The organism is Leucobacter celer subsp. astrifaciens (genome assembly GCF_001273835.1).
In the GTDB taxonomy this organism is placed as follows: domain Bacteria; phylum Actinomycetota; class Actinomycetes; order Actinomycetales; family Microbacteriaceae; genus Leucobacter; species Leucobacter celer.
Genome location: NZ_JHEI01000133.1, coordinates 212,410 through 234,473 on the forward strand (window position 1 = coordinate 212,410; position 22,064 = coordinate 234,473).

A 22,064-nucleotide genomic window follows, 5' to 3' on the forward strand; every position below is an offset into this window, starting at 1 on the left:
TTCCGGAGCCCGCTTCGTCGTGCGCGCAGGAGTCCATCAGTCGATGGCAGCGGGTGCATCCCGGGCGGCGCCCCGTCGGGCCCCGCCGCGATCGATGCGGGTGATGGGCCGATCCCCGCGCGGCCCGAAGAGGTGCAGGATCTCGACCGAAAGACCGTCGGCGGGGCCGAACCAGTGCGGGGTCATGGGGTCGAACTGCGCGGTCTCGCCGGGGTCGAGCAGATGATCCTCGTCGCCGAGCAGCAGTCGCAGCCTCCCGGCGAGCACGTAGAGCCAGGCGTGGCCCGGGTGCGTGACGAGCCGGGGATCCCGCGGCCCGAGCACGTGCTTGAAGACCTGCACGCGGCTCGGGTACTGCGTCAGGGGTACGACGACGCCTCCGGTGGCGGCCCGCTGGGGCTCCAGGTGCACACGCGGATCGCCCGTCGCCGGTGCGGCCACGAGCTGATCCAGCGACACCTCGTACGTCCGCGCGAGCGGGAGCAGCACGTCGAGCGTCGGTTGCCGGCGCCCGGTCTCGATTCGTGAGAGGGCGCTCACCGACAGCCCCGATTGCTCGGCCACCGCGGTCAGCGTGAGCCCCCGTGCCTGCCGCAGCCTGCGCAGGCGCGGGCCGATTGCGCCCAGGATCTCGGCCACGTCCGCATGCATGCTCTCATCTTTGCAGATCCCGCAAAATCACTGGGCCCTGTGGAATCGCGGCGCGAGCATGGGTGGTGACTGACGATCGCCGAGAGAGAGCAGACCCCGTGACCGGATCCATCGCCACCGTCTCCGCCGCACCGCCGGTGCTGAGCGCCCGTCGCAGGTGGGCGGTGCTGACCGTCTGCGCCTCGGCGCTCTTCCTCGTCGGCCTCGATACGACGATCGTGACGGTGGGGCTCCCCGAGATCAGCGCGGGGATCGGGATCCCCGGAGATCGGACCGCCTGGGTGATCGACGCCTACACCGTACCGTTCGCGAGCCTGCTGATCACCTCGGGATCGTTGGCCGACCGGTTCGGCCGGCGCCGTATCTTCCGGTTCGGACTCGCGGTGTTCGGAGTGTCATCGCTGGTGTGCGCCGCGGCTCCGACGCTGGAGTTGTTCCTCGTCTCTCGAGCCGTGCAGGGCGTCGGGGCATCGATGCTCACGCCGGTCGCGCTGGCGATCGTGGTGAATGCGATACCAGATCCGCGGGAGCGGGCGCAGGCGATCGGAGTCTGGGGCGCGATGTTCGGCCTGAGCATGGCCGTCGGTCCGGTGGCGGGCGGCGCCCTCATCGCCGCATTCGACTGGCGGGCCGTGTTCTGGCTCAACGGCCCCGTCGTGCTGGCCGTCCTCGTGCTCGTGTCGGCGCTCGTGCCCGAATCGCGCGCGACGCGTCCCCGGAGGCTCGATCTCCCCGGACAGGTGCTTCTGGTACTCGTGCTGGGTTCCGCCGTCTCCATGCTGATCGAGGCACCCCGCCGCGGATGGGCTGCTCCGGCCTCGTTCGCGTCAGCAGGGGTGCTCCTGCTGGCCGGGACCGCGTTCGTACTGGTGGAATCGCGCCGCAGGCAGCCCCTGATCGATCCGGGACTGTTCCGCCGGCCGGTGTTCAGCGGCGTCGTCATCGCGGCGGTGGCCGTGTTCGTCGCCTGCAGCGCGACCCTGCTGCTGACCACGCTCCTGCTGCAGAACGCGCTCGGGTGGGCCCCGCTCGCCGCCGGGGCCGCGATGCTGCCGATGGCGATCGGGGCGATCGTGGGCGCTCCGCTCGGCGGATACCTCGTCGCGAGGACCGGCGCACGGCTGCCGCTCGTGCTCGCGGGCACAAGCCTGCTGCTCGGCGGAGCGCTGCTCATGGGGTTCGCCGCGGGGACGCATCCTCTGCCCCTGCTGCTCGGCGCCTCCCTCCTCATCGGCACCGGCGTGGGGGTGTCCGGCCCACCGATCACGAACACCGCGGTCAGCAGTCTGCCGCCGGATCGCGCGGGAGTCGCAGGCGGGATCACCTCGACCGCGCGGCAGGTCGGCACCGCCCTCGGTGTCGCGCTCGCCGGGGGTCTGACGGGTGGCCTCACCGCGGGCTCGCCGCCGGCCGAGTCGTTTCTCGGGAGTCTGCCCGGCTGGATCCTCGTCGTGGTCTGCGGAGCCGTGGTACTCGCGACGGCCGCGGTCGTGTCCGAACCCGATCCGGTCGCGCGGTCCGGCGTTCAGCCGGTCCCGACCCCTGACGCGGGGAGCCCGCGATGAGAGCCCTTCTCCTCGGCGCGCGCGGCGCCGTCGGGGCGGTCGTCCACCGCGAGCTGGAGTGCGGTGGCGCCGTCGTGACGGCGGCGAGTCGCACGGCTGCCGGCGACGCCGGTGTCGACCTCCGAGGCGATCTCGCCTCGTTGACCAGGCTCGCCGTGACCCATGACGTCGTCATCAACGCCTCGGGCATCGAGCGCGCCGACCTCGCCGGCGCCGCGGGGCGCACCCCGCTGGTCGATATCTCGGCCACCGGGGCCTATCTCGCCGAGCTGCGGAAGACCGCGGTCGGGCCGGTCGTGCTCGGCGCGGGTCTCGCTCCGGGCCTCAGCACCGTTCTCGCCCACGCGCTCGGCGGCGAGCCCGCCGATGAGGTCGACATCCTCGTGATGCTCGGCACCGGGGAGCGGCACGGCCCGGCGGCCGTCGCGTGGACGGCCGGTCTCGTCGGCCGTGACGTCTACCAGCCGCCCGAGGGGCGACCCGTGCGCAATCTCCGCGAGCGCATACGCGAGCAGGGTCCCGATGGGCGCACCCGACTCTACCTCCGAGCCGACTTCCCCGACCACATCCTCCTCGGCGGGGCGAAGCGCCCCCTCATCCGCTCCTACCTCGCGCTCGGATCCGCGGCGATGACGACCGCGCTCGGGATCGTGGGCCGCGTCCCCGCCCTGCGCGGCGCGCTGAACGAGGCCCCGCACCTCGGCAGCGACGCCTGGCACGTGATCGCCCGCAACCGCCGCACCGGAGACAGACGGCAGGCGAGCGGGAACGGCCAGTCCGAGGCGACCGGCAGACTCACGGCTCTCGCGGCGACGCGAGTCGCCTCCTCCTCCGACGCCGTGGGCGTCGTCACCATGGCTGATCTTGTGAGCCTCGAGGAGGCCGTCACGGTGCTCCGCTCGCTCCGACGGCAGCCGGATGAGAAAGTATGAAAAAGCCTCTGAGCTGGGGTTCAGTGCTAGAATCGGGTGATGGTGATCCGTGATCTGCAGGCTGTCCTGCACGAGGTGCACGAGGCCGTCGGGCCGCTCATCGGCTCCGGCAGCGTGGCCGATTACATTCCCCGCCTCGGGGCCGTGAACCCCGATCAGTTCGGCATCGCGGTGATGACGACGGACGGAGATCTCTGCTCCGCGGGCGATGGCGACGTCGAGTTCTCCATCCAGAGCATCTCGAAGGTCTTCTCGCTCGCGCTCGTGATGGCCGCCGACGGCGACGGGATCTGGCAGCGGATCGACCGGGAGCCCTCTGGGGCCGCGTTCAACTCGCTCGCGCAGCTCGAGTACAAACGGGGCATACCGCGCAACCCGTTCATGAACGCGGGCGCACTGGTCGTGGCCGACCATCTGCTCTCGCTCACCGCATCCGAGGATAGCCCAGTGCTCGACTTCGTGCGCGCCGAGTCGGGCAATCCGTCGATCGCGGTCGACGCCCTCACCGCCGCCTCCGAGCTGTCGCACGCCGACCTCAACTCGTCGATCGCGCATATGCTGCGCAGCTTCGGCAACCTGCGCAACGAGGTCCCGGAGGTGCTCGATCGCTACGTGCAGCAGTGCTCGATCGCGATGTCCTGCGAAGACCTTGCGGCGGCGGGGCTGTTCCTCGCCCGGCGCGGGGTGCGGGCCGACGGCAGCCGGCTGCTCACCGCGAACCAGGCGAAGCGCGTGAACGCCGTGATGCTGACCTCGGGCTTCTACGACGCTGCCGGAGAATTCGCCTACCGCGTGGGGCTGCCCGGGAAGTCCGGTGTGGGCGGCGGCATCCTGGCGATCGTGCCCGACGTCTGCGCGATCTGCGTCTGGGCGCCCGGGCTCGACGCCTCGGGCAACTCCCTCGTCGGCATGGCCGCGCTCGACGAGCTCACCTCGCGCACCGGCTGGTCGATCTTCTAGCGGGGCGCAGCCTCCGATCCGCCCCGCTCGCTCAGCCCCGGTCGCTCCGCGCGCAGCCGCGGAGCGACCGGGATCCTCCCGAGATCGTCAGCGGGCCGCGGCGAGGGGGCGATCCGGCGGGATCGCGGCGAGCAGCGTGCGCGTGTACTCGTGCTGCGGCGCAGCGTAGAGCTCCGCACTCGGCCGCGCCTCGACGATCTCTCCGCGCCGCATCACCATCACCTCGTGACTCATCTCGTGCACCACCGCGAGGTCGTGGGCGATGAAGAGATATGCGAGGCCCAGCTCGTGCTGCAGGTCCTTCAGCAGCGTCATCACCTCGGCCTGGATCGAGACGTCGAGCGAGGCGGTGGACTCGTCGAGGATGAGCAGCTCGGGTTCGCAGGCCAGCGCGCGGGCGATGCAGACCCGCTGGCGCTGGCCGCCCGACATCTCGTGCGGATAGCGCTCGGCGAAGGCCTCGGGCAGCTGCACCTGATGCAGCAGCTCGTGCACCCGCTCGCCGCGCGCGCCGGCGCCCGCGCGGAGCCGGTGCACCAGCAGCGGCTCCGCGATCGATTCGGCCACCGTCATGCGGGGGTTCAGCGCCGAGAACGGATCCTGGAACACCATCGACAGCCGGCGCCGCAGACTGCGCCGCGCGGCGCCTCGGGCGCGCAGGACGTCGGCGCCGCCGAGTGTCACCTCGCCGCTCTCCGCCGTCACCTGTCCCGTGAGGGCTCCGGCGATCGTCGACTTGCCCGAGCCGGATTCGCCGACGAGCCCGAGCGTGCTCCCGCGCGAGATCGTGAACGACACGTCCCGCACCGCGTGCACCCAGGTCGTCACGGTCTTGGACTTCACCGGGAAGCGCACGTTGAGCCCGCTCACCTCGAGCACCGGGCGCTCGCTCGCCGGAGCCGGCGGGGGAGGCGGGCTCTGCAGCGAGGGTCGGCTCGACAGGAGCCGGCGCGTGTACTCGTGCTCGGGACGATCGAAGAGGTCGAGCACGGGCCGCTGCTCGACCACGTCGCCGCGATAGAGCACGGTCACCTCGTCGGCCACCTGCCCGATCACGCCGAGGTCGTGGCTGATCCACACCACCGCCATGCCGCGCTCGCGCTGCATCTCGCGCACGAGATCGATGATCTGCGCCTGCGTGGTGACGTCGAGCGCCGTCGTGGGCTCGTCCGCGATGAGCAGGGCGGGGTCGCAGGCGAGCGCGATGGCGATCATCACGCGCTGGCGCTGTCCGCCCGAGAGCTGATGCGGATACGCCGAGAGCCGCTGCTCGGGATCGGGCAGTCCCACCGCCTCGAGCAGTCCGATCGCGCGCGTGCGCGCGGCCCGGTGGCTCAGTCGGAGGTGCGCCTCGGGCCCCTCGGTGAGCTGCCGCTCGAGGGTGAGCAGCGGGTTGAGCGAGGTGCTGGGATCCTGGAAGACGAAGCCGATCTCGGGCCCGTGCACGCGACGCAGCCCGGATTTCGATGCGGTCACGAGATCCTGCCCGCGCAGGAGCGACTGGCCGGTGACCCGCTGGTGCGGGAGATCGAGCAGTCGGGTGGCGCTCAACACGCTCAGGGACTTGCCGGATCCGGACTCGCCGACGATGCCGACCGTGCGGCCGTCGTGCACGTCGAAGGAGACGCCGTGCACGAGATCGGCAGCGCCGATGGCGACCCGCAGATCGCGGACGGAGAGGACGGGGGCATCGGTTCCGCTCATCGGCGAGCACTCCTTGATTCGATGACGCTGCGCTGCTTCGGGTCGAGGACGTCGCGGAGTCCGTCGCCGACGAGATTGCAGGACAGCACGGTGAGGAAGATCGCGGCGCCGGGGAACACGGCGAGCCACCAGGCCGTGCCGAGGAAGGACTGCGCCTCGAACAGCATGCGCCCCCACGACGGCTGCGGGGGCTGCACCCCGAGTCCGAGGAACGACAGCGCGGCCTCGGAGAGGATCGCGAACGCGAGCGAGAGGGAGGTCTGCACGATGATCGGCCCGGAGATGTTCGGCAGCACGTGTCTGCGCAGGATCCGGGCGGTGCCGGTCCCCATCGTCTGCGATGCCCGCACGAACGGCTCCGCCCTGACGCTGAGTGTGCTCGCGCGCGCCACGCGGGCGAAGATCGGGATGTAGACGATGCCGATCGCGATGGTCGCGGTGTTCGCGCCCGGTCCGAGCACGGCGACGATCGCGAGCGCCAGGATGAGCATGGGGAAGGCGAAGAGCACGTCGACGATGCGCATGAGCACGCCGTCGGCCCAGCCGCCGGCGTAGCCGGAGACAATCCCGAGCAGCACGCCGACGGTGAGCGCGATGGCGACGCTGATGACGGCGACTCGAAGCGATACCTGGGCGGCGATCACCACGCGGGAGAAGACGTCGCGGCCGAGGTCGTCCGTGCCGAACCAGTGCGCGCCGCTCGGCGGCTGCAGGGCGTTCGACACATCGGTCTCGTTCACGCCGTACGGCACGAGCACGGGGCCGACGAGCGCGGCGAGCACCATGACGAGCAGCACGATGCTGCCGATCAGGCTGACGGGGCTGCGCAAGAAGAGGCGGAACGCGGACGGGCGGCCTCCGCCGGAGGTCTTCGGTGCGGTCGCGAGTGCGACGGTGTCCGGAGCGGTCATGACAGTCGGATCCTCGGGTCGATGAGGGCGTAGAGGGCGTCGACCAGCAGGTTCACCGCGAGGAAGGCCACTGCGATGAGCAGCACGGCTCCCTGGACGACGGGGTAGTCGCGGGCGGCGACCGAGTCGTAGACGAGCCGGCCGAGGCCGGGCCAGGCGAACACGACCTCGACCACGAGCACGCCTCCGAGCATGGTGGCGAGCTGGATCCCGGTGATCGTGAGGATCGGGATGAATGCGTTGCGCGCGATGTGCACGCCGGTGACGATCGCGGGCTTCAGGCCCTTGGAGCGGGCCGTGCGCACGTAGGCGGCCTCGGCGACCTCGAGCACCGCGCCGCGGATGTAGCGCGTCATGATCGATCCTGCGACGAGGCCGATGGTGAGGGCCGGCGTGAAGACGCGTCTGAGCCACTCGCCGGGATCGTCGCCGAACGCGACGTAGCCGGAGGACGGGAGCCATCCGAGAATCGAGGAGAAGAGGGTGATGAGCAGCATCCCCATCCAGAAATCGGGGATGGAGACGCCGAACTGGCTGAGCACGCGCACGATGCCGTCGCCGAAGGTGCCCTCCCGCAGAGCGGAGTAGGTGCCGGCGGGTATCGAGATGAGCAGCGCGATGAGCATGCCCATCGCGGCGAGCGAGAAGGTGGCGGGAAGCCGCGCCAGCAGCACCTCGGTGACGGGCTGGCCGTTGCGGAAGCTGACGCCGAGATCGCCGGTGAGCGCGTGGCCGACGTAGCCGAAGAACTGCTCGATCAGCGGGCGGTCGAGGCCCGACGCGGCGCGCAGCGCCTCGTACGCCTCCGGGGTGTACCGGGTGCCGAGCGCGATGCGCACGGGGTCGCCCGGCACCAGATGGATCAGCGTGAACACCAGGACGAGCACCCCCAGCAGCACCACCACGGTGTGGAGGAGCCGCTTGGCGATGAAGCGCAGCGTCGGGGATCCCGTCACGCGCGAGGCGATGGCGGTGCTCATCCGGCGAGACTCACGTCCTTGAAGCGCACGGCCCGGTCGCTGCGCGCCGTGTAGCCCTCGAGGCCGGGGGACCACGCCTGGATGACGGACGGGTTGTAGAGGTACAGGTAGCTCGCATCCTCGGCGATCAGCTTCGCGGCCTCGGCGTAGATCTGCTTGCGCGCCTCGGTGTCGGTCTCGACGCGGCCGGAGTCGAGCAGTTCGTCGACCCGCGGGTTGCTGTAGCCCTGCGCGTTGCTCGCGCCGTCGGTGTGGTGCTGCGCGTAGTAGAAGTCATCGGGATCGATGTTGCCGAGCCAGGCCATCATGAGCATGTCGAAGTTGCCGGTGTTCTGCTCGTCGAGCCAGGTGGCGAAGTCGGGCTGCCGGATCGACACCTCGATGCCGAGGGGCTTCAGGTTGTCGGCGATGACCTGCGCGGCCGTCACGGTCTCGGGGTAGTCGGACGACGCGAGCAGGTCGAGCTTCAGGGTGCTGCCGTCGACCCCGGCCTCGCTCAGGAGCTCGTTCGCGCGATCGGGGTCGGTGCGGTACTCGTCGAACTCGGTGAACCACGCGCTCTGCTGCGGGATCGCCAACTGGTTGACCTCCGCGGTGCCGTAGCTCGTGACCTGCGCGATCGCATCGCGATCGATCGCGTACCCGATGGCCTGGCGCACGCGCGCGTCGTCGTAGGGCTCGCGCTGCTGGTTGAGCGCGAGGTACCAGTAGTCGGTGCTCGGCTCGAGGCCGATCTCGACCTGATCGTCCTGCTGCAGCTGTTCGAGCTGCTGGGCGGGGATCGAGTCGGTCCAGTGGATCTCGCCGCTCTTGAGCGCCGCGATCGCGGTGTTCCCCTCGGACAGGAATGAGAAGGTGACCCCGCCGACACCGGGGGCACCGTCCCAGTAGTCGGGGTTCGCCTCGAGCCGGATCGCGTCTCCGGGGGTGTAGCCCGAGAGCGAGAAGGGACCGGTGCCCACCGGCTTCGTCGTGATGTCGCCGCTCTCGACGTTCTGCTGCTGCACGATGGCCATGCCCTTGAAACCGCCAAGGCTCGAGAGCAGGTTGGGGGTCGGCTGCGCGACCGTGATCTCCACGGTGCGGTCGTCCGGGGTGGCGATGCCCGTGACCGCGCTGAGGCGCCAGGCGTTCGCGAGCTCCTCGTCGATGATGCGGTTGAGGGAGTAGGCGACGTCGGCGGAGGTGAACGGCGAGCCGTCGTGGAACGAGACGCCCTCGCGCAGGTGGAAGGTCCACGTGAGCTGATCGTCGCTGAGATCCCAGGACTCCGCGAGCGCCGGCTGCATCTCGAGGTTCTCGTCGGGGGCGACCAGCGTGTCGAAGATGTTCTCCAGTACCTCGAACGAGAAGTAGGAGGTGGTCTTGTGGGGGTCGAGCTGATCCGGCTCCCCGGCGATCGCCGCGGCGAGGACGGTGCCCGAGGGAGCGGTTCCGGTGCCGTCCAGATCGACGCCGGTGCCGGTCGAGCAGGCGCTCAGCGCAAGTGCGCTGAGCAGGGCGATTCCCGGGAGCAGTGTGCGTGGCTTCATCGGCACTTTCCTCTGTTCGAGTGAGCAAAATTATCATTTTTATGATGGAATCATCATTATTGCGATAGTCAACATCGAAAACCGGCTCGCGTCAACCCGAGGAAGCAGCGACATGACCTACACCATCCTGGCCAGCGATCCCGACCGGCATCTCCTGGGGGTCGCCACGGCGAGTCGCTCCCTCGCCGTCGGCGCCGGTGTTCCCGCGCTGAGGGTCGGAGTCGGTGCGGTCGCCAGCCAGGCGTACACCAACCGTGCGCTGCGCGGATTCGTGCTCGACGCGCTCGCCGCGGGGCGGGCTCCGGCCGACGTCGTGGCGCAGCTGCCCGAGGTCGACACCGGGAGCGCGCGCAGGCAGGTGGCGGTCATCGACGCCGCGGGGCGCATCGCGGTGCACACGGGGAGCGGGTGCACCGCCTGGGCGGGAAGCGCGACGGGCGACGGTTTCGCTGTGATCGGCAACCTGCTCGCGGGCCCCGCCGTGCTGGACGCGATGGCAGCGGAGTTCGGGGCCTGGCCTCGGACGGGCTCCGGGGAGGGCGCCGCGGCAGACGGCGCGGCCTTCGCCCGGAGGCTTCTCGCCGCGCTCTCGGCGGGGGAGGGCGCCGGGGGCGACCTCCGCGGCCGGCAGTCGGCGGCCCTCCTGGTCGGCGCGGGGACGGCGACCGCGGGTTCGGACGGGTCACTCGCATTCGACCTGCGCGTCGACGATCACGAGCAGCCCGTGCGCGAGCTCGGCCGCCTGCTCGGCAAGGCCGTGTCGGAGCCGGCGCCGTGACCCGTTACTGCTCGAACGGGGTCACCGCCCCGAGCACCACGCTCGGCTCCGCGCCCGTGTTCGCCCACCAGTGGGGAACGGAGCAGCGGTACGTCATGGCGTCGCCCGGTGCGAGCTCCACCCGCCGCTCTCCGTGCACCACGGTGAGCGTGCCCGACTCCACCACGATGCACTCGGTGCCGAGGTGGCGGAATGCCTTGCCCTCGTTCGTGAAGCCCGGGGGCAGCGTGCTGCGGATCACCTGCAGCGACGAGCGCAGCCCCGGGGTCAGCAGCTCCCGCACCACTCGCTGGCTCGCCGGCTGCTCCTCGAGCGCGGGCAGCAGCTCGCGCTCGTCGGCGCGCACCACGAGCTCGTCGCGCACGCTGCCGCCGTCCAGCAGCCGCGCCATCGGAATGCCCAGGGCCTCGGCGAGCCGTTTGAGCGCCAGGTACGAGGGGTTGCCGAGACCGCGCTCGAGCTGGCTGATGAGTCCGAAGCTCACTCCGGAGCGCTGGCTGAGCGCGCTGAGGCTCAGACCCTGCCGCTGCCGCTCGTGGCGGAGCTCGCGGCCGAGGCCGGCGACGTCCGGGTTCGGGGTATCCCTGTCCTTGCTCACCTCTTCAGACTAATCATGCCGCCCGTCGCCGGGCGCGCGCACCGCAGAGAAAGGCACGACGTGCAGCATCGCGACTCCGCCGTTCCCGAGGTCGCAGACCGGGGCGATCCGGTGATCCCCGAGGGAGCCGAGCGAGTCCTCTCACCCGTCGACCGCGTCGCAGAGCAGTGGCTCGACACCGAGGTGCGGCTCGATCCGGTGCTCGGTACGCGGATCGGCCGAGGCGGTGGCGACGATCGGCTGGGCGACTACTCGCCCGACGGGGTCGCGGCCCGGAACGACGCGGCTCGCGGCGCGCTCGCCGAGCTGCGGACGGCGCGTCCGCGCGATCGCGTCGACGAGGCGACCGCCCGGGATCTGGGCGAGCGGCTCGCGCTGCGGCTCGCCCGTGCCGAGGCCCGGCTGGAGTTCTGCGACCTCACCGTGCTCGAGACGCCGGTGCAGCTCATCAGACAGGCCTTCGACCTGATGCCCGCGGAGACTCCGCATGACTGGGAGGTCATCGCCCGCCGGCTCGACGCGGTGCCCGCCGCCCTCGCCGGCTACCGGGAGACGCTCGCGCGCGGCGCGGCGGAGGGGCCGGCGCCGGCGCGGCGGCAGGTGCTCGCCGTGGCCGAGCAGGCCGAGCGCTTCGCGAACGGATTCTTCCGCGGCCTGGCGGATCGGGGGAGCCGGTCGGGCCGGCTCCCCGCGGAACTCGGAGTGCGTCTCGGGGCCGGTGCCGACCGGGCGGGCGCGGCCTACGACGGCCTGGCGCAGTTCCTGCGCGACCGGATAGCCCCCGGCGCGTCCGACGCCGACGGCGTCGGACGGGACCGCTACGTGCTCGCCACCCGCGAGTTCCTCGGCGTCGAGATCGACCCCGATGAGAGCTACGAGTGGGGGCTCGAAGAACTCGAGCGCATCGTGCGCGAGCAGCGGAGCACCGCACGCGAGATCGTGCCGGGCGGTTCCATCGCCGAGGCCGTGGCGGCGCTCGACGGGGATCCCGCCCGCCGTGTGCGGGGAGAGGCCGCGCTGCGGGAGTGGCTTCAGGAGGAGAGCGATCGCGCGATCGACGCGCTCGCGGGAGCGGTGTTCGATATCCCTGCGCCGCTGCGTCGCCTGGAGTGCCGGATCGCACCGACGCGCGAGGGCGGGATCTACTACACGGCGCCGAGCGACGACCTCTCCCGTCCGGGGCGCATGTGGTGGACGGTTCCCCGGGGCGTCACCGAGTTCCGCACCTGGCGAGAGCTCACCACCGTCTACCACGAGGGGGTGCCGGGGCATCATCTGCAGATGGGGGGCGCGGTCGTGAACCGGCGCGAGCTCAACGCCTGGCGGCGCGGTCGAGCGGGCACCTCGGGGCACTTCGAGGGCTGGGCGCTCTACGCGGAAGGGCTCATGGACGAACTCGGGTTCCTCGACGATCCGGCTGCCAGGCTGGGCCGGCTCGACGCCCAGAGGATGCGCGCCGCCCGGGTGGTGCTCGACATCGGTCTGCACCTCGGCAAGCGACTCCCCGGCGGGTCGGGGCGCTGGGACGCCGACAGCGCCCTGGCGTTCATGGGCCGCAACGTCACCATGAGCTCGGCCGCTCTTCGCTTCGAGGTGCTCCGCTATCTCGGCTGGCCGGGCCAGGCCGTCTCCTACTCGCTCGGTGAGCGCGTGTGGCTGCGCCTGCGACGTGAGGCGCAGGCGCGCGAGGGGGCCGACTTCGACCTGCGCGGCTTCCACGACCGAGCGCTCCGGCTCGGGTCGCTGGGTCTCGGCACCTTCGAGTGGGCGATGCGGCCGCAGACGCCGCGGGGATCCTGACCCGGCTGTCCCACCGCCCCGGGCGCGGCATCTCGTCACAGATGCAGGCGCTTGGCGAGCTCGTGGCGCACCTCCGGCCCCGATGCGAACTGCACCAGCACCAGCGCGACCAGGCTGAGCGCGCCGCAGATCGCCGAGGGCACGGGGGTCCTCACCCACCCGAACGCCAGGAACCCGATGGGGGCGAGCCCCAGCAGCACCGTCAGCCCGCTGTAGAGGACGTGCTCGCCTACCTCCATGCGCATCACGCGCACCGTGATCAGCACGGCCACGATGGAGCACGCGCAGACGATCGGCACGGCGTACGTCAGCGACCACCCGTGCCACCCGGTGAGGTAGTCCCAGTACACGCAGACCAGCCCGACCAGTACCACGAGGTACACGGTGCCCTTGGCGACGTTGCGCCGCTTGCGCACGGCCATCAGCACCACGAGCCACATCGCGCTCACCCCGAGCCACACGGAGCGCAGCGCGCCGATGTCGTCGAACTCGCGGCTGAACAGCAGCTGGGCGGCGAACGACGCCAGGATCAACGCGATCGAGGTGAGGAAGAGCACCTGCAGCACCCGTCGCCTGGAGAACACGAGGGGCACTGCTGGCAGCGGGCTCGGGGCGGGGTCGCCGGTGAGCGGATCCGCGCACAGCGGGCAGCCGGTCCAGTCGCCCTCGATGTCGACGGCGCACGCGGTGCAGCGCCTCATCGTTCCCCCTCCGCCGGTTCCGCATCCGCGAGCTCCGCCTCGGTGACGCGCGTCGCCGCGACCGTCACGTCGACCCCGTGCGCGGTGAGCATCCGTGCGAACTCCCTGACGTGCCCGGTCTCGGTGAACGGAGAGGTGAAGCTGATCGTGAGCAGACCGGCGTGGGACATGGCGCAGAACTGCGGGCGCACCGCGGAGACGTGGAACAGCATCCGGCCCACGTGCGAGTCGGCGGGCTCGGGCAGCACCACGCGGCCCAGATTCGAGACCGCGACGGTCAGGCCGCGGTTGCTGCCGCGGTTGATGAGACCGAGGATCACGTCCTTGAGCGGGCGCGGCACGATCCTCAGCACGGGCATCCGCTCGAAGCGGATGAGGCGCCGCAGCTTCCGCTCCAGCGCCTCCGGGGTGGCCTTCGGGCGGAACTGGCTCTCGAGTCCCCGGCAGATCGTGCCGAGATCGTCCGGGCCCTCGCCGTAGCTGTGCTCCACCCGGATGGTCGCGAAGAAGTTGCGCGCCGACGTCGACGGGAAGAACTGGCGCAGGTTCACGGGCACCGAGGCCGCCAGCGTGCGGTGTTCGCCCAGGCCGCCCGAAGAGAGCCGGATGGATTCGAAGAACAGCGCGGTCAGATACATCGTGAGCGTCACCCCCTCGGCGCGGGCGAGGCCGAGCACCTCGGCGACCGGCAAGGTGAGCTCGACGACGCGGGTGCGGTTGTCGGGCGTGCGCGTGCCCCTGACCCGATGCGCCCGCTTCGCGGAGCGGAACCGCCGCGGTCTCGCGCCCGCGGTCTCGGTCTCGCGCGGCGATGCACGGGGGCTGTTCTCGACGGTGAGCGCGGCCGGCGACGCCTCGTGGCTGAACGCCGCCTCGGTGGCGGGATCCTCGCGCCGCCTGCTCCGGCGTCTGCGGAAGTAGTGCCCGAAGCTGTCGGCGGCCAGCTCGTGGGCCGGCTCGGCCGGATGGTCTCCGGGCGCGGGGTAGCGCAGCCGCGTGTAGGCGGTCACGAGGTCGGTGAGGAACCACAGCGCTCCGGTGCCGTCCGACAGCGCGTGGAAGATCTCGAGGATCACCCGACGCCGATGGTGCACCACGCGGAACAGCAGGGTGCGCCGGTCAGCCTGATAGATCGGAGCGCAGGTGTGCTGCTGCTCGGCGGCCACGAGCGGGCGCAGATCGCTGTCCTGCAGGTAGTACCAGAACACGCCGCGTCGCAGCACCGCGCGGTAGAGCGGGTACCGGTCGTAGGTCGTATCCAGAGCCTGCTGCAGCAGCACGGGATCCACGTCGTGGTCCATCTCGGCGCTGACGCGGAACACCTTGGGATCCGCGTCGCTGCGCGCCGCGAGGAAGATGTTGGAGGCGTTGTCGAGCCGCACCCAGGCTCGGCCGCTCACCTCGGATCCTCCGGTTCGGCGCGGTGAGCATCCGATTCGGGATCCGCATCCGTGCCGTCGAGAAACGCGTTGATCACCTCGTACCCCTCGCGGAGGGAGCGGGAGAACCTGGGCAGTGCGATGAACCCGTGCAGCGCCCCGTCCACGCGGTGGATCCGCACCTCGTTGCCCGCCGCCTCGAGGGCGCGCCCGTAGGCCTCGCCCTCGTCCCGCAGCAGGTCCAGCTCCGCCGTGATCAGCAGGGTCCGCGGCTGGCCGGCCAGGTCCGTCGCCGTCAGCGGGGCGACCAGCGGATCGCGGCGCCGCTCCGGGTCGGGTACGTACAGGTCGAAATAGTCCTGCACCTCGGTGTTGGTGAGTCGATAGTCGTCGCCGTGCTGGCGCACCGAGGCGAACGGAGAAGTGCGCGGGTCGTGATCCCAGTGGGTGACCGGATAGAGCAGGATCTGCCGATCCGCGCCGCGACGCCCCTCCTCACGGAGCTGCAGCGAGACGGCGGCGGCCAGATTCCCTCCGGCGGAATCGCCCACGAGGACGATGCGGTCGGTGTCGGCGACGCCCACGCGCCCCGGATCCTCGAGCAGCAGCCGGGTGACGCGGGTGCAGTCCTCCAGGCCCGCCGGGAACGGGTGCTCCGGGGCCAGCCGGTAGTCGACGGAGGCCACGACGCAGCCGGTGAGATCGGCCATCGTGGCGCACGCGGGGGTGTAGCTCTCGATGTCGCCGGTGACCCATCCGCCTCCGTGGAAGAAGAGGAGCACCTCGTCGCGTCGCTGCTCCTTCGGCTGGAAGACGCGGACCGGAATCTGCCGGTTCCCGTCGTCGGAGGTGATCTGCTGGTCGAGGGCCTGGTAGCGCGGCGCCGGCAGCGCGGCGAGCTGGCGCTGGAAGCGGCGCACCTTCTCGTAGTCCTCGCGCATGTTGAGCCGCGGCGCGGCGAACAGGCGCATGAAGGCGCGGGTCAGTCGGTTCACGTGCGGGCCGCGGCGTGGAGGGCTGACTGCGTCATGCCCCCAGCTTAGAGACGTCGCCTGTGCCCGGGTGCGACATCGGCGGCCGCTCGATACGCTGAGACCGACGGAGAGGCGGGATCGATGCGCGCGATAGTGGTCGAAGAACAGGGTGCGGAGCCCCGGGTCGTGGAGGAGCTCGAGGAGGGCGGACTGCTCGATGGGCCGGTCGAGCTCGACGTGCTGTACTCCTCCTACAACTACAAGGACGGGCTCGCCCTCGCCGGCCGGGGCATCGTGAGGTCGTGGCCGCTGGTCCCCGGCATCGACCTCGTGGGACGTGTCACCGCCTCGCATGCCGAGGGCTGGGCCGAGGGCGATCAGGTGGTGCTGAACGGCGACGGACTCGGCGAGTACCGGCACGGCGGCTTCGCCACCCGGGCCCGGGTGCGCCCCGACGCGCTCGTGCGCCTGCCCGAGACGATCAGCCCGCTGCACGCGGCCGCGATCGGCACCGCGGGTTTCACTGCGATGCTCTCGGTGCTCGCTCTGGAGGACGCGGGTGTCGCCCCCGACGCGGGAGAGATCCTGGTCACGGGGGCCGCCGGCGGCGTGGGATCGGTGGCGATCTCGCTGCTGGCCGGCCGCGGGTACCGCGTCGTCGCCTCGACGGGGCGTGCGGAGGAGCAGGGGGAGTACCTCGCGGGGCTCGGCGCGGCGAGACTGATCGACCGCCGCGAGCTCTCCGACGAGGTCGGAAAGCCGCTGCAGGAGCAGCGCTGGGCCGGCGCGATCGACTCGGTCGGATCCACCACCCTCGCGAACGTGCTCGCCCAGACCGCGTACGGCGGGGCCGTCGCCGCCTGCGGCCTCGCCCAGGGCGCGGATCTGCCCGTGACCGTGCTGCCGTTCATCCTGCGCGGCGTCACGCTCACCGGGGCGAACTCGGTCGACGCGCCGCGAGCGCTGCGGCAGCGGGCGTGGGACGCGCTCGCCGCGGAGATCGATCGTGAGCTGCTCGACGGCATGACCGAGACCATCGGTCTGGGCGATGCGCTCGCCTACGCGGACGAGATCCTCGCGGGCCGCGTGCGCGGACGCACGGTCGTCGACGTGAACCGCTGAGGTTCGGAGGCTCGGGCGCTCGGCGGTTCGGAGGCTCGGCTCGAGCCGCACCCGGCTACAGCTCGGCGTACCGCGCCCTGAACCCGCAGAACACCCCGTACGAGACGAAACCGACGCCGACGGCCGCCACCAGCGCGGGGCCCGCAGGCAGCTCCCGCAGCGTGCGGATCGCCCCGTCGAGCGCGCTCACCAGCTGCGGTTCGTCCTGCACGGCGGCTGCGCAGACGAGCACGCAGATCACGACCAGCGCGATTCCCTTGGCGATGAAGCCGAACGCGCCGAGGCCCGAGATCCAGTGCCCCGCCGCGCCTGACGGGAGGTCGAGCCGCGCCCGGAAGCTGCGCCGCGCGCCCATGACGATGAACACGATGCCGCCGATCCCGATCGCGAGACCCGCCGTGGTGAGCAGGAACGGCCCGCCGGGGAAGGCGAGCACACCCCGCCCGGCGTTTTCGGCGCTCTGCTCGGCGTTCGGTCGCGCGCCGAGCGCCACGGCCGCGGCGAGGGAGCCCATCGCGAGGAAGACGGCCGCCTGCCCCCACTCGGCGAGTCTGCGGCCCCACCGCTTCGGGCGGCTGTCGATGCGAACCGCAATGCCGTGGATCGCGTGGTAGGCGCCCAGCGCCCACAGCAGGGCGGCGATCACCCACAGGCCCAGGAACCCCAGGGGCACGTCGGCGATGGCCGTGAGCGCGCCCGCCTGGTCGCTCTCGCCGCGCCTGCTCCACGCGACCACCAGGGCGATGACGCCGACGAGCAGGTGCACGACGCCGGTCGCGACGTATCCGCCGCGGGCCAGCGCGCGCAGCGCAGGATGCCGCTCCGCGGCGCGAGCGGCCGATTTCACCGAGTCAGGCACAGGTGCAGCTTACGCCGGAGTGCCACCGGTCGCGCACATCGTCGTATACCGGTATCCCTCACCCGGGCTTCGTAGAATCGGGGCGATGAGCGAACTGCAGCATCCGGCGACCCCGTCGCCGGGCCTCTCCGGGGCGATCGGCGGGCCGGTCGCGCCCGGATCGCCGGGTGTTCCGGGCGCTCCGGCTGTTCCGGCTGGTCCGGGCGCGCCCGCCGCTCCTCACCGCCCAGCCTTCGCGCGGGCGCTCGACCGGGCGCTCGCGGTGCAGCGGCCCGTGGTGCTCGCGCACATCCGCAGCGTGCGGCTGCGGCATCCGCACGCGAATCCCGACCAGCTCGTGCGCATGCTCGAGCGCCGCTACCTGCTCGCGATCACCGGAGGCGGGGCCGCGGTGGGTGCGACCGCGGTGATCCCCGCCATCAGCACGCCGGCCACGCTCGCGCTCTCCGGCGTCGAGACGGTCGGCTTCCTCGAGAGCACCGCCCTGTTCGCGCAGTCGGTCGCCGAGGTGCACGGCATCCCCGTCGAGAACCCCGACCGCGCCCGCGTGCTGGTCATGAGCCTCATGCTCGGGCGGGAGGGCGCCGATCTGCTGAGCCAGCTCACGCGCCAGACCGTCGGCCGGGGCGGCGGGCGCCCGGCGTTCTGGGGCGAGGTCGTGACGAAGACGCTGCCCAGGGGTGCCGTGCGGCCGGTGCTCGACGGGCTGCAGCGATCCTTCGTCAAGCACTTCGCGAAGATCGGCGGCGGCTCGTTCGTGGGCAAGGCGCTGCCGTTCGGGATCGGCGCCGCGGTCGGCGGCGCAGGCAACCACATCCTCGGGCGCCGCGTGGTCGCGGCCTCGCGTCTCGCGTTCGGGCCGGCCCCCGTGTGGTTCGCGCCCGAGCTCGCACCGAGGGAGGGCGCCGAGCGGCTCGAGCGGAGGATCCTGCGCGGGGCCCGTGCCGCGGGCGGCTCGATCGCTGCGGGCGCCGGCGCGGGGGCGGGCGCGATCGCTCGCACCGCGAAGCAGGCCGCGCGATCCGCTCGCCGCAAGCGCGATTCGGAGGGGACGGGGACTCCGGCGGTCGACCGGCTCGCGGAGCTCTCGACGGAGCATCGCGCCGAGTAGAGTGACAGAATCGACCGAGGGAGCACCATGAAGACCTTCCAGATGCCCGGCACCGACCTGGTCGTACCCAACGTGGTGCTCGGCCTGATGCGCATCCAGGACAAGAGCGACGACGAGGTGCGAACACTCGTGGGCGCGGCCCGTGACGCCGGCATCGCGTTCCTCGACCACGCCGACATCTACGGCTCCGAGGTGCACGGCTGCGAGCGCCGCTTCGCCGAGGCGCTGCGGCTCACCCCTTCGGAGCGCGAGCAGTTCGTGATCCAGTCGAAGGCCGGCATCGTCAAGGACGGGCCGTACTTCGACTTCTCGTACGAGCACATCGTCGAGTCGGTCGACGGCTCGCTCGAAGCGCTCGGCACCGACTACCTCGACATCCTGCTGCTGCACCGGCCCGACGCGCTCGTGGAGCCGGAGGAGGTGGCGCGCGCGTTCGACGAGCTGTCGGCCGCCGGCAAGGTGCGCGCCTTCGGCGTGTCCAACCACACGCCCCGCCAGATCGACCTGCTGCGCCGATACGTCGAGCAGCCGCTCGTCGCCAACCAGCTGCAGCTCTCCATCACCCACTCGCCGTCGATCGCCCAGGGCATCGCCGCGAACATGCAGGGACTCGACCAGTCGGTCTCGCGCGATGACGGCATCATCGACTACTGCCGTCTGCACGACCTCACGGTGCAGGCGTGGTCCCCGTTCCAGGCCGGCTTCTTCGACGGCCCGTTCCTCGGTTCGCTGCGCTTCCCGGAGCTGAACGCCGTGATCGAGCGGCTGAGCGCGAAGTACGACGTGCCGGGTGAAGCGATCGCGGTGGCCTGGATCACGCGGCATCCCGCACAGATGCAGGTGGTGCTCGGAACGACGTCGCCCGAGCGGGTGGCCGCGGCCGCGCTCGGCTCGGAGGTGCCGCTCACCCGCGCTGAGTGGTACGAGCTGTTCCGCGTCGCGGGGTACACCGTGCCGTGACCCCTCCGGGAACGGGTGAGTTCTACTTCGAGACGCGCCTGCTGCACTATCCCGCACATAGTGCAGCACACGCGACCGTAATCCCGAGCGAGGCTGCGCCGGCCACAGGACCCCGCCGTTGCCGCACGGGGAGAGCCCAGAGGTCGGATAGGGTCGGGGCAGAGCACCCGGCCGCCGGGTGCGCGGGAGGAGCCGCACGATGATCATCGCAGGACTGGTACTCGCGGGCCTTGCCGCGCTGCTGCACGTCTACATCTTCTACATGGAGTCGATCGCCTGGACGAGCCCGCGAGTACGGGCCACGTTCGGCACCTCCGAGAGCGGGGCCGCCGCGACGAAGGAGCTGGCCTTCAACCAGGGCTTCTACAACCTGTTCCTCGCGGTCGCCGTGTTCCTGGGCATCGTGTTCTCCGTGTCCGGGCAGACCTCGATCGGCGCAACGCTCGTCTTCGTGGGCGCGGGTTCGATGGTCGCGGCGTCGCTCGTTCTGCTGCTGTCGAGCCCCGGCAAGGCGAGAGCCGCCCTCGTGCAGGGCGTGATCCCGGCGCTCGGCGTTCTCGCGCTCGCCGTCGGCCTGGCGGCCTGAGACGAACCGGGATCGGGCTGAGATCCGGGCCCCGATCCCGAGCCGGATCGGCCGCGAGCCGGATCCCGAACTGAATCAGCCGCGAGCCGGCACTGGCCGCCACGGGCTATCTGCGCAGCACCATGGGCGTGCGGGTCACGGGGTCCGGGTGGATGACGGCGTCGATGCCGAAGACCTCGCCGACCCGGTCGGCGGTGATGAGCGATTCCGGGCTGCCCGTGGCCACGACCCGGCCGTCCTTCATGAGGACGAGGTGGTCGGCGTAGCGCGCCGCCTGATTGAGGTCGTGCAGCACCGCCACGATCGTCTTGCCCTGCGCATTCAGGCGCCGCAGCAGGTCGAGCAGCTCGTACTGGTGGGCGATGTCGAGAAACGTGGTGGGCTCGTCGAGCAGCAGCACCGGGGTCTGCTGCGCCAGCAGCAGCGCGATCCAGACCCGCTGGCGCTGGCCTCCCGAGAGCTGATCGACGAAGCGGTCCGCGAGTTCCGCGGTCCCGGTGGCGAGGAGCGCCTCGCGCGTCGCCTCATCGTCGGCGACGGTCCAGCGCTGGAGCGGCGTGTGGTGCGGGTGCCGCCCGCGCGACACGAGATCCGCGACCCGCATCCCCTCCGGCACGATCGCGTCCTGGGGCAGCAGCCCCATGCGGCGCGCGAGGGCCCGGGAGCCGTACTCGGCGAGGTCCCGGCCGTCGAAGAGGATCGTGCCCGACTCGGGGCGCAGCACCCGGGCGAGCGAGCGCAGCACCGTCGATTTGCCCGACGCGTTCGGGCCGAGGATCACGGTGAACGAGCCCGCGGGAAGCGCGAGGTCGATGCCGTCCACCACGACCCTCCGGTCGTAGGACACCACGAGTCGGCGGGCCTCGAGTGCGGCGGGCGGTGCGGTCATGGGCGGAGGCCTCCGTTGCGCGGGGTGGCCGGTCGAACGCCGGTCCGGGGCGGGCGGGATCGAACGGGTTCGGTCGAAGTCGGGACGGCGGCTCCCGCGTGACCGGGAGCCGCCGCGGGATCAGGCGAGCAGTTCCTCGACCTGGTCGATCACGAGGTTTGCTCCGAGCACGCCGATGCCCACCATCCAGGTGTCGTCCTCGACCTCGTAGGCCGAGTCGCCGCTGACGCCGGGCAGCGCCGACCACAGACCGGTGATCTGCTCCTGGGTGGTCGCAGACGGGTCGCCGCCCGGGCTCATGTAGAACACGACGTCGCCGTCGATCTGCTCGTACAGCTCGGGGCTGAGCTCCATCATCGACCACTCGTTCCAGTCGCGCTCGCCGAGGTCGAAGCCCATGTCGGTGAGGAGGGAGCCGGAGAACGTCTCGGGGCCGTAGAGCCGGAAGTTGTCGGCGCGGAAGCGCACGATGGAGGCGGTGGTGCCCTCGGCGCCCACGGTCTCGCCCACCTCGGCGGCACGGGCCGAGACCTCCTCGATCTTCTCCTGCATGTCGGCGGAGCGGTCGACCGCGGCGGCGGTGAGCTCGGCCTGCTCGGTCCAGTTCGTTCCGGTGTCCTCGGAGAAGACCGTGGGGGCTATCGAGGAGAGCTCGCTGTAGAGCGCTTCGTGGCGCACCTTGGAGCCGAGGATCAGGTCGGGGGCGAGGTTGGCGATCGCGTCGATGTCGGGCTCGGCGATGTAGCCGACCGGCTCGGTCCCGTCGAGCTCGTCGGCGAGGTAGGCCGGGAAGCTCCGGCCCTCGCCGATCTCGGGGGCGCCGACGGGGGTGATGCCGAGCGCGACCAGCGCGTCGATCATCGGCGAGTCGAGCACGACGATCCGCTCGGGAACCGCGTCGAACTCGGTCTCGCCCATGGCGTGTTCGACGGTGTAGGAGCTCCCGTTCCCGGCTGCGGCGGGTTGCTCGGCGGCGGAGCCGGCGCATCCAGCGAGGAGTGCGAGGCCGCCGACGGCGGCGATGGCGGCGATCAGTCTGCGGGCTGGGGAGGAGGATTCTCTGTTCACGATT

The 22,064-nt window shown here is 71.4% G+C and carries 21 protein-coding genes; 9 read left to right on the top strand and 12 right to left on the bottom strand.

Translation table 11 applies throughout. The features are described from left to right. Nucleotides 1-36: 36 nt before the first annotated feature. Nucleotides 37-651 carry a helix-turn-helix domain-containing protein gene (locus AMS65_RS03390; RefSeq protein ID WP_053382759.1) on the bottom strand — a complete coding sequence of 205 codons (615 nt, stop codon included), beginning with the start codon at nt 649-651 and terminating at the stop codon, nt 37-39. 98 nt (nt 652-749) lie between these two features. Here AMS65_RS03390 and AMS65_RS03395 point away from each other — a divergent pair, with 98 nt between their 5' ends. Genes AMS65_RS03395 through AMS65_RS03405 form a run of 3 tightly spaced genes read left to right on the top strand, consistent with a single transcriptional unit; the run spans nt 750 to nt 4,108 of the window. Next, the gene (locus tag AMS65_RS03395) at nt 750-2,216 is read left to right on the top strand and encodes a DHA2 family efflux MFS transporter permease subunit (RefSeq protein WP_206541961.1); all 1,467 of its coding nucleotides are present in this window, start codon (nt 750-752) and stop codon (nt 2,214-2,216) included. Beyond that, the gene (locus AMS65_RS03400) at nt 2,213-3,148 is read left to right on the top strand and encodes a saccharopine dehydrogenase family protein (RefSeq protein WP_053382760.1); all 936 of its coding nucleotides are present in this window, start codon (nt 2,213-2,215) and stop codon (nt 3,146-3,148) included. Before AMS65_RS03395 ends, AMS65_RS03400 begins: the two co-directional genes overlap by 4 nt. A 39-nt stretch (nt 3,149-3,187) precedes the next feature. After that, nucleotides 3,188-4,108 carry a glutaminase gene (locus AMS65_RS03405; RefSeq protein WP_053382761.1) on the top strand — a complete coding sequence of 307 codons (921 nt, stop codon included), beginning with the start codon at nt 3,188-3,190 and terminating at the stop codon, nt 4,106-4,108. A gap of 87 nt (nt 4,109-4,195) precedes the next feature. Here the strand turns inward: AMS65_RS03405 and AMS65_RS03410 are convergent, their stop codons facing one another. Genes AMS65_RS03410 through AMS65_RS03425 form a run of 4 tightly spaced genes read right to left on the bottom strand, consistent with a single transcriptional unit; the run spans nt 4,196 to nt 9,235 of the window. Further along, on the bottom strand, nt 4,196-5,812 hold the full coding sequence (locus tag AMS65_RS03410; protein WP_053382762.1) for a dipeptide ABC transporter ATP-binding protein: 1,617 nt from the start codon (nt 5,810-5,812) through the stop codon (nt 4,196-4,198). Further along, entirely contained in the window at nt 5,809-6,723 is a 915-nt protein-coding gene (locus AMS65_RS03415) for an ABC transporter permease (protein ID WP_053382763.1), read from the bottom strand. Before AMS65_RS03415 ends, AMS65_RS03410 begins: the two co-directional genes overlap by 4 nt. Then, on the bottom strand, nt 6,720-7,703 hold the full coding sequence (locus tag AMS65_RS03420) for an ABC transporter permease (RefSeq protein ID WP_053382764.1): 984 nt from the start codon (nt 7,701-7,703) through the stop codon (nt 6,720-6,722). The genes AMS65_RS03415 and AMS65_RS03420 overlap by 4 nt, the downstream gene beginning before the upstream one ends. After that, nucleotides 7,700-9,235 carry an ABC transporter substrate-binding protein gene (locus AMS65_RS03425; protein WP_053382765.1) on the bottom strand — a complete coding sequence of 512 codons (1,536 nt, stop codon included), beginning with the start codon at nt 9,233-9,235 and terminating at the stop codon, nt 7,700-7,702. Before AMS65_RS03425 ends, AMS65_RS03420 begins: the two co-directional genes overlap by 4 nt. A gap of 112 nt (nt 9,236-9,347) precedes the next feature. Here AMS65_RS03425 and AMS65_RS03430 point away from each other — a divergent pair, with 112 nt between their 5' ends. Further along, entirely contained in the window at nt 9,348-10,013 is a 666-nt protein-coding gene (locus AMS65_RS03430) for a DUF1028 domain-containing protein (RefSeq protein ID WP_053382766.1), read from the top strand. 4 nt (nt 10,014-10,017) lie between these two features. Here AMS65_RS03430 and AMS65_RS03435 read toward each other — a convergent pair whose 3' ends face one another. After that, a complete protein-coding gene (locus tag AMS65_RS03435; RefSeq protein WP_053382767.1) occupies nt 10,018-10,611 on the bottom strand; it encodes a helix-turn-helix domain-containing protein in 594 nt (197 codons plus the stop codon). A 111-nt stretch (nt 10,612-10,722) separates the two neighbouring features. On the opposite strand from AMS65_RS03435, the gene AMS65_RS03440 reads away from it, so the two are divergent. After that, on the top strand, nt 10,723-12,411 hold the full coding sequence (locus AMS65_RS03440) for a DUF885 domain-containing protein (RefSeq protein WP_241489331.1): 1,689 nt from the start codon (nt 10,723-10,725) through the stop codon (nt 12,409-12,411). Between the two features lie 35 nt (nt 12,412-12,446). On the opposite strand, the gene AMS65_RS03445 is transcribed toward AMS65_RS03440, so the two are convergent. The 3 genes from AMS65_RS03445 to AMS65_RS03455 are packed head-to-tail and all read right to left on the bottom strand — an operon-like array spanning nt 12,447 to nt 15,486. Then, complete coding sequence (locus AMS65_RS03445; protein ID WP_053382768.1) at nt 12,447-13,112, bottom strand: DUF6320 domain-containing protein; 666 nt, start codon at nt 13,110-13,112, stop codon at nt 12,447-12,449. Next, the gene (locus AMS65_RS03450) at nt 13,109-14,512 is read right to left on the bottom strand and encodes an alcohol acetyltransferase (RefSeq protein WP_053382769.1); all 1,404 of its coding nucleotides are present in this window, start codon (nt 14,510-14,512) and stop codon (nt 13,109-13,111) included. Before AMS65_RS03450 ends, AMS65_RS03445 begins: the two co-directional genes overlap by 4 nt. Next, nucleotides 14,509-15,486 carry an alpha/beta hydrolase gene (locus AMS65_RS03455; RefSeq protein ID WP_241489322.1) on the bottom strand — a complete coding sequence of 326 codons (978 nt, stop codon included), beginning with the start codon at nt 15,484-15,486 and terminating at the stop codon, nt 14,509-14,511. Before AMS65_RS03455 ends, AMS65_RS03450 begins: the two co-directional genes overlap by 4 nt. A gap of 120 nt (nt 15,487-15,606) precedes the next feature. Here AMS65_RS03455 and AMS65_RS03460 point away from each other — a divergent pair, with 120 nt between their 5' ends. Then, nucleotides 15,607-16,587, top strand: a complete 981-nt coding sequence (locus AMS65_RS03460; RefSeq protein WP_053382770.1) for an MDR family oxidoreductase — start codon at nt 15,607-15,609, stop codon at nt 16,585-16,587. A gap of 55 nt (nt 16,588-16,642) precedes the next feature. Here AMS65_RS03460 and AMS65_RS03465 read toward each other — a convergent pair whose 3' ends face one another. Next, complete coding sequence (locus tag AMS65_RS03465; RefSeq protein WP_075200819.1) at nt 16,643-17,446, bottom strand: DUF1206 domain-containing protein; 804 nt, start codon at nt 17,444-17,446, stop codon at nt 16,643-16,645. An 85-nt stretch (nt 17,447-17,531) separates the two neighbouring features. Between AMS65_RS03465 and AMS65_RS03470 the strand changes: the two genes are divergently transcribed. From AMS65_RS03470 to AMS65_RS03480, 3 genes are all read left to right on the top strand, one after another. Further along, on the top strand, nt 17,532-18,557 hold the full coding sequence (locus AMS65_RS03470) for a hypothetical protein (RefSeq protein ID WP_241489323.1): 1,026 nt from the start codon (nt 17,532-17,534) through the stop codon (nt 18,555-18,557). A 27-nt stretch (nt 18,558-18,584) separates the two neighbouring features. Next, nucleotides 18,585-19,517, top strand: coding sequence for an aldo/keto reductase (locus AMS65_RS03475; protein WP_053382772.1), 933 nt, complete (start codon nt 18,585-18,587; stop codon nt 19,515-19,517). 199 nt (nt 19,518-19,716) lie between these two features. Beyond that, nucleotides 19,717-20,103, top strand: coding sequence for a DUF1304 domain-containing protein (locus AMS65_RS03480; RefSeq protein WP_053382773.1), 387 nt, complete (start codon nt 19,717-19,719; stop codon nt 20,101-20,103). A 106-nt stretch (nt 20,104-20,209) separates the two neighbouring features. Here AMS65_RS03480 and AMS65_RS03485 read toward each other — a convergent pair whose 3' ends face one another. Together AMS65_RS03485 and AMS65_RS03490 are read right to left on the bottom strand one after the other, a co-directional pair. Next, on the bottom strand, nt 20,210-20,992 hold the full coding sequence (locus AMS65_RS03485) for an ABC transporter ATP-binding protein (protein ID WP_053382774.1): 783 nt from the start codon (nt 20,990-20,992) through the stop codon (nt 20,210-20,212). A gap of 120 nt (nt 20,993-21,112) precedes the next feature. Further along, nucleotides 21,113-22,060 (bottom strand): ABC transporter substrate-binding protein, encoded by a 948-nt coding sequence (locus tag AMS65_RS03490; protein WP_083451455.1) that lies wholly within the window; start codon nt 22,058-22,060, stop codon nt 21,113-21,115. Between the last annotated feature and the right edge of the window lie 4 nt (nt 22,061-22,064).